The sequence below is a fragment of the Burkholderia sp. WAC0059 genome (assembly GCF_002870125.1).
Lineage (GTDB): Bacteria > Pseudomonadota > Gammaproteobacteria > Burkholderiales > Burkholderiaceae > Paraburkholderia.
The window spans coordinates 195,171-201,665 of the sequence record NZ_PNEO01000011.1; the positions used below are offsets into that span (position 1 = coordinate 195,171).

8 protein-coding genes and 1 pseudogene are annotated in these 6,495 nt (G+C 63.5%); 2 read left to right on the forward strand and 7 right to left on the reverse strand.

Going from position 1 to position 6,495, the window contains the following annotated elements; translation table 11 throughout:
* Window positions 1-69: 69 nt before the first annotated feature.
* The 5 genes and pseudogenes from CY652_RS13530 to CY652_RS13550 form a co-directional block, all read right to left on the reverse strand.
* Window positions 70-476, reverse strand: a pseudogene (locus CY652_RS13530) (IS30 family transposase); the annotation flags it as partial.
* 169 nt (window positions 477-645) lie between these two features.
* Window positions 646-1,266: a hypothetical protein gene (locus tag CY652_RS13535; RefSeq protein ID WP_102131216.1), complete on the reverse strand. Its 621-nt coding sequence runs from the start codon at window positions 1,264-1,266 to the stop codon at window positions 646-648.
* Between the two features lie 41 nt (window positions 1,267-1,307).
* Window positions 1,308-1,595: a winged helix-turn-helix domain-containing protein gene (locus tag CY652_RS13540; protein WP_219723736.1), complete on the reverse strand. Its 288-nt coding sequence runs from the start codon at window positions 1,593-1,595 to the stop codon at window positions 1,308-1,310.
* A gap of 9 nt (window positions 1,596-1,604) precedes the next feature.
* Complete coding sequence (locus tag CY652_RS13545; RefSeq protein WP_146010099.1) at window positions 1,605-2,174, reverse strand: hypothetical protein; 570 nt, start codon at window positions 2,172-2,174, stop codon at window positions 1,605-1,607.
* Between the two features lie 289 nt (window positions 2,175-2,463).
* Window positions 2,464-3,441: a LysR family transcriptional regulator gene (locus CY652_RS13550; protein WP_258002304.1), complete on the reverse strand. Its 978-nt coding sequence runs from the start codon at window positions 3,439-3,441 to the stop codon at window positions 2,464-2,466.
* A 65-nt stretch (window positions 3,442-3,506) separates the two neighbouring features.
* On the opposite strand from CY652_RS13550, the gene CY652_RS13555 reads away from it, so the two are divergent.
* Both CY652_RS13555 and CY652_RS13565 read left to right on the forward strand, forming a co-directional pair.
* Window positions 3,507-4,511 carry an alcohol dehydrogenase catalytic domain-containing protein gene (locus CY652_RS13555; RefSeq protein WP_102131220.1) on the forward strand — a complete coding sequence of 335 codons (1,005 nt, stop codon included), beginning with the start codon at window positions 3,507-3,509 and terminating at the stop codon, window positions 4,509-4,511.
* Between the two features lie 370 nt (window positions 4,512-4,881).
* A complete protein-coding gene (locus tag CY652_RS13565; protein WP_180970578.1) occupies window positions 4,882-5,589 on the forward strand; it encodes a DUF2459 domain-containing protein in 708 nt (235 codons plus the stop codon).
* 9 nt (window positions 5,590-5,598) lie between these two features.
* Here the strand turns inward: CY652_RS13565 and CY652_RS24460 are convergent, their stop codons facing one another.
* Both CY652_RS24460 and CY652_RS13570 read right to left on the reverse strand, forming a co-directional pair.
* The gene (locus CY652_RS24460) at window positions 5,599-5,760 is read right to left on the reverse strand and encodes a hypothetical protein (RefSeq protein ID WP_180970580.1); all 162 of its coding nucleotides are present in this window, start codon (window positions 5,758-5,760) and stop codon (window positions 5,599-5,601) included.
* A gap of 397 nt (window positions 5,761-6,157) precedes the next feature.
* A partial coding sequence (locus CY652_RS13570) for an autotransporter outer membrane beta-barrel domain-containing protein (protein WP_146010100.1) occupies window positions 6,158-6,495 on the reverse strand: 338 nt, incomplete at its 5' end.

Sequence of the window (6,495 nt, forward strand, 5' to 3'; positions counted from 1 at the left end):
CCCAGAAAACGGGAGCGGGTCAAAACGTAACATGGCATGTGTGGCGAATGCCCGGTCCGAGGTGCGGATTCAACCGGTCGATGCAACGAATTGGTGAAACCGCTCAGCCGGCGTATCAAAGTCTAATATTTTTCGCGGACGTTCATTGAGTCGCCTGGCCACGGCGTTGAGGTTTGCCTGCGAATCAGAAGCCCATTCGTGTTTTCATTCGAGCCGCGATGCAGGGGATTGTGTGGGTCGCAGAAGTAGACCTTGATGTCGGTTGCCACAGTGAAGCGCCTGTGGTCAGCCATCTCCTTTCCCCGATCGCAGGTCGGCGATTTGTACAGTTCTTCGGGCAGCTTGCCGGCGTACTTTATCGGCGCGTTGATCACAGTCTTCATGTCCTTGCCGGAGATCTTCACCCGCATCACGAACCGGGTTTGACATTCGACGAGCGTGGCGATCTGGCTGTTTGTATCGCCGAACAGCAGTTCGCGATAACTGTTGTAAGCAGCGCCCTGAGGCTATAGGGGCAACCTTGGCTTGTGTATGTGCGGTGCCGTCCCGCGAGGTCGGCCAGCGCCTCTTGAAATATCCCAGGCCTGTTGCTGAATATTCAGCTTGATGGACGAGTATCCGTTGGCGTTTCGTGGACGCCTTGTACTATCGCGACTCTTGACGCAAGAACAAAACGGGCGACCGCCGGCCGGCCGGCACAACAACCCGGCCAGCATTGACGTGCTCCACGAAAAGACCATACAGGGCGCTGATCCACAAGATGCTACCGGCGGCAAAACATGCGGCGGCATGATTGGGCACGGCAGCGATGAGCGGGTAAGCGAGCGCCACGGAAAGCAATGCGAAGCCGGTCAGGTAATGTGGTCGGTACTGCGCAGCCTTGCCAAGTGCGAGGCAGGCGAGGCTCGTCAGCATCATGAGGATCGGCGGCAGCCAACCCGGATGGCCCAGCAGTTCCAGCGCAAACACCAGATTGAACAACAGCCCGGCACCGCACAGCAGACCTTCCAAAGCAGAACCCACACCTGATCCGCCCGCAGATTGAAAGCGGCGCGCGCCGGGAACCCCGTAGCCGCTGCGCGCGGCACGGTGATCGCACCAGGCCCACAGGAAGATCGCGGCGCCGGCCAGCAACACCACGCATAGCGTCGAGAGATCCTGTACGTGCTTTTGCAGGCACCAACCCAGCATCCAGAGCGAGCCGATTGCACTGAAGGCCATCTGGTCCGCTGCCCGGACCGCCTGAATCGATTCTCCATATTTCATCGCAACTCCTGACAAGGATGAGATGCTGCCCGGCAGATCCTCTACGCGTCGCCGTCGAGAATGCTGCGCAAGTGATCGACGTACTGCCGGAAGGCCCGCCGCCCCGCCGTGGTCATCGCAACCCGGGTGCGCGGCTTCTTGCCGTTGAAATCCTTGACCACTTCGATATAACCGGATTTTTCCAGCGTCGCGAGGTGCGCGCCGAGATTGCCTTCCGTCGCATCGACAATTTCTCGCAGGCGGACAAATTCGATCTGCTCGTTTTTAGGCAGCGCTTTCAGGGCCGCCATGATCTTCAGCCGAACCGGTTGGTGGATGGTCTCGTCCATTTGCGTCATTCAGGTTCTCTTCATCCAGAAGCCGGCGAGGATCAGGGCGGCGCCGCCTACCACCGCCATCCACAAGTCGTAATGCGCGCGTACCTCGTAAAAGCCGAACGCAGTCAACGCTGCCAGCGCTATGCCCGTCCACCCCATCCGCGGGCTGCCCCACAAACCGCGCAGCACGTAAAACATCGAGACGATCGACATCATCAGGGACACGACCTGGCGCTCAGCCGTAGGCTGCATGATCAGTTGGACGGCGACGAAGAACGCCATGATGGTGAAGATCGAGCCCAGCCAGCGCCAGGTCTGGTTCATCTTGCTCAGGCCTCGCTCGTCGCGTGCGTGACGGTTTCGGGTCTGCAGATATGTGCTGCATGCGATCCCGAGGATGTCCAACGGAATCCAGACCAGATTGATGTGGCTGGGGAAGAAATCGTTCAGGCTGAAACCCACCAGCCAGATAAAGCCCCACAGGAAACAATGCGGTGAGGCTTTTTGATATCCATAGAGCGTGCGGCTCAGCGCACGGGTCTGCTCGACCTCGCGCAATGCTTGTGCTGCCTGTTCCGATGAAATTGGCATCGCCCGGCACCTCCGCTGTGTTGATGCAGACTACTCTATATCACAGAGTAATCTGCTGCAAGAGGAGTTTAGATATCGCTCAACGGGGCAGGCGGCTTAACCGACACGACCACGTGCGAACCCGCGGGCCAAATGGGTTGGTCCCGGTCTGTCGACGGTTAACCATCGTCTCGAAATGAAACGTCAGACCGCCGTCGGCGAGGGCGGCATCCGGGTTGCCGGGCGGTGCTGCTCGAGGAGGACGGGTCCGCATTGCGGACCAGGGTCGACTCGTGGGAATGCCCCTGGCTCATCTGGCGGCTGAAGCATTTCCATTGCTTCCCCGCTCAAACGCCGAAACAAGATATTCGATCAATACCCGCACTCTCATCGGTACCCGGCGACCTGCCGGATAAACCAGATGAACGGGCAACGGTTCCGGCTGCAAATCCGGCAGCAGCACCCGGACCTGGCCGGAGCGGATCTCGTCCGCCAGCAGCCAGAACGGCACCTGGGAAATGCCGAGGCCGCACAGTACGGCCGCGCGAATATGTTCGGCATCGCCCGTCAGCAGCGACCCGTGCGGAACGTAAGAGACGGTTTCCCGCCCGACCCTGAGCGACCAGGGGCGGCGTTCGCGGCCTCGCGCGAAGACGACGCAGGTATGCGCGTCGAGGTCCGAAAGCCGGGCCGGCACGCCCTTCGCGGCGAGGTAGTCCGGGCTGGCGACGAGGATGCGATCGGTCGCGGACAATTTCCTCGCGGTGAGCGAGGAGTCCACGAGTCGCCCATGGCGGACGGCCAGATCGAAGCCTTCGCCGATCAGGTCGACAGGCTGCTCCGAGACCGACACTTCGACGGCGACATCCGGATACCGCCGGAAGAACTCGGGCAGCAGCGGCGTAATGCAGAGTCGGCCATGCGCCGGAGCGGTACTGAGCCGGACCAGTCCGCGTGGCGACTGCTGTCGGTCGCCGACGGAAGATTCGACCGCGTCGAAGTCGTCTATCAGCGGCTTTGCCGCTTCGTAGAACGTCTGTCCCGCTTCCGTGATCACGATCCGGCGCGAGGTGCGCAATACGAGCTGGGCGCCGAGATGCCGCTCCAGCGCGGCGATCTGCTTGCTCACCGCAGGCTGTCCGACGCCTTCCTCGCGTCCCACGGCGGAAAAACTGCCGCATTCGACAAGGCGAACGAACAGGCGAATCGCATCCAGTCGGTCCATCGGGCGGTCACCATCAATTCCGGAATGGAATGGATGGTATGTCCTGAACCGGCGTTTCGGCAATGGATGAGGTGGCTTATGTTAGGGGCTTGCCCGGTCGCAGACACCGGGACACAAGGAGCCTGTTCATGAAAGCGATTTGCGTGACGCCTGGCCGGGAATTGGCGGTTCGAGAGGTCCCGATGCCGGACGAGCCGGCGCCGGGCCATGTTCTGGTCGACATGGAGGCCTCGGCGATCAATCACGGCGACAAGATTTTCCTGAGAATGCCGGCCGCGGCGGGTAACGCGCTGGCGGCGAGCCGGCATGACGTCTGGGGCGTGTCGGGAGCGGGGAGGGTGGTCGCGGCGGGGGCGGGCGTTCCGGCGGACTATGCGGGCCGGCAGGTGGCGATCTACCGGTCGCTCGGCAGGAGCCCGGAGAATATCGGGCTTTGGTGCGAAAGAGCGCAGGTGCCCTGCACGAGCTGTCTGATCCTGCCGGATCACGTTCGTGCGAGGGACTATTGCGGCTCGCTCGTCAACGTCATGACCGCCTTCGCCTTTCTCGAGGAGATCGCCGAAGCGGGCCACAAGGGCGTGGTCGTCACGGCCGGGAATTCGGCGACCGGCCATGCGCTGGCGTCGCTCGCGCGCAGACGGAAATGGCCCGCGATTTTCCTCGTGCGCAGCGCGGCGGCGCGGGAGGCGCTTTGTCGTCTGGGTGCGGAGCACGTCGTCGTGACGGACGAGGGTTTCACCGACACGCTCGGCGCGCTGGCCGCCGAACTCGGGACGACCGCGGTATTCGACGGCGTCGGCGGCGACTTGCCCGGGAAAATCGCGCCGTGCCTGCCGATGCATTCGACGATCTATTTTTACGGCTCGCTGGGCGGGGCGGCGCCGTTCTCGATTCAGTCTTCGCTCTTCATGATGAAGAACCTGAGCATGAGGCGGTTCAGCAACTTCGAAAGCCGGACGGTGAAGGAGCGCGAGAAGCTGGTCGCCGCGCTGAAGGCGCTCGAAGGGATGATCGACGATCCGATGTTCGCGACCAGAATCGGCAGGGCATTCGGTTACGATCAGATCGAACAGGCCATGGCTTACGCGTCGGGCGAGGGCGCCAAGGCCGTCCTGGTAGCGAAGACTTCATAACGGGTTCCGGGGCGAAGACGTCTTGCATCGATGATGTTTGCCCCGGTCGTTTTGCTCGTTCGCGACGGGCAAGAGATTTGCTGGCGCGTTGGCGTATGGATTCGAGGCGTCGTCGACGGGCCCCCACGGCATTTGCGCATCCGCTTCCAGCTGGTTGGCGGCGGAACGCGCGTCGACCAGACGGGGCGGTTCTCGGGCGTGCGGGTCGGGCGACTGACGAAAGACGTCATCGGGGACGCCCGGGAAAACTTCGGGGAGACGAATGCCGCGCTCAGGTTACGCGTGGAATGGGCGTTCCCCTGAACTGAACGACCTGCGTTCCCGTGCGCAATGCGAAGTCGCCGGTCGACCGGAGGCGGACCGTGGGGCCATGCCGATGGAGGTGACGTTCTTGTTTCGTTCAGTTCTGCTCGATATTGCCCGGCTGTGTCCGGTCGCGCTGGCATTCGCGGCCTGCTCGAGCGTACCGTCGAGGCCGTCGCCCGGACCCGTGGCCGTGACCGTCACGGTGGTCGAGCGCGGCTGGCATACCGACGTCTGCGTTCGCGACGAGGATGCGGGTGCCTGGGCGCGATCCCTCGCGCTGGGGCTGGGGTTCGACGGGGCGCGCTTCCTGTGTTTCGGCTTCGGCGAGCGGCAATACGTGCTTACGCGCACGCACGATCCGCTGGCAACCGTCTCCGCGTTGTTTCCCAGCGAGGCGGCCGTGCTGATGACGGTATTGCGCGCCACGCCGGCAGAGGCGTTCGGGCGTTCCGGCGTGGTCGATCTCGGCATCAGCCGCGCCGGTTTGATCGGACTTCAGGCGTTCCTGCGGCGGTCGATCCGGATCGACGCCGCAGGACGGGCGATGCAACTGGGCGAGGGCCCGTACCCGGGCAGCGTGTTCTTCGCCGCGACCGGAACCTACGACGCCTTTTATACCTGCAATACCTGGACGGCCGATGCGCTGCGATCGGCCGGGCTGCCGGTGCAAGGCAGAGTCCTGTTTGCCGGCGACCTGATGTACAAAGTGCGGCAGCTTCCGGGCGTCCAGATGATTCCGTCCGTTCAGGCGCAGCAACCCGCTGCTCCGTAGTAGTCCGTGCTACTGGCAGGAGGAGGACGTGCAGGTCGTCGTCGAGCCTGTGCCCTGCTGCGGCACGACGACGGTGGTTTTGTTGGGCGGCGGCGGATCGCTGCTGCTGAACGAAAGGCATCCGGCGAGCGCAAGCGGCATCAGGAGTAGGGCGAATCGGAATCGTTGCATGACATGTCCCCATGCTTATACGCAGTAGACGCACGTATCGCCCCGGATCGCCACGCGGCAAAACGGGGTCACGGCGGGATGGGGACGGTGTCGCCCCCGTCGTCAGCAAGAGGGAGCAAAAGGGGTGCCCGGTCGGTCGGATTATTGGGGAAATGCGCGGGGACTGCCGGTTCCCGCGTCGACACTTCGGTTTTGCCGCCGCGACTTCGGACTGGCTGTCGGCATTTGCGCGGCGCTTCGGTACAGTGGAGACAACCGATTCTCCCCGCAACCTGACCGTCAGGAACGTGCGATGCCCGTTTTTCCGAACCCGATTTCGGGCAGCAGCCCTGGCGGCATGAGCCTGCCTGCCGGGGGCGGCAGGACGAGCTGCCTCGGGTCGCGCCGACGGTTTTGCTCAGTAGACATATCGCATGGAGATGTTGACGGCCTGAGTGGAGCCCGAGCCGATGCCGAAGGTGGCGCCGTATCCGATGCCGATCCGGAGGTTGGAGGTGAGGGTGTCCTCGAGGTGCAGGCCCACGCTCACGCGATTGTGGGGCAGCGCGACTCCGGGCGCCCCGAAGGGCGTGCCGTCCGGGGCCTGGACCGACACGGCGCGCGCGGTGCCCAGCAGCTCGTGCGCGTACCCCAGGTCCAGCCCCACGGTCACCGGCCGCACGCGGCCGAACGTCCTGCCGAACGACACCCCCACGTACGGCTGCAGGCTGTGCACGTTGTCCGTGCCCACCGTCA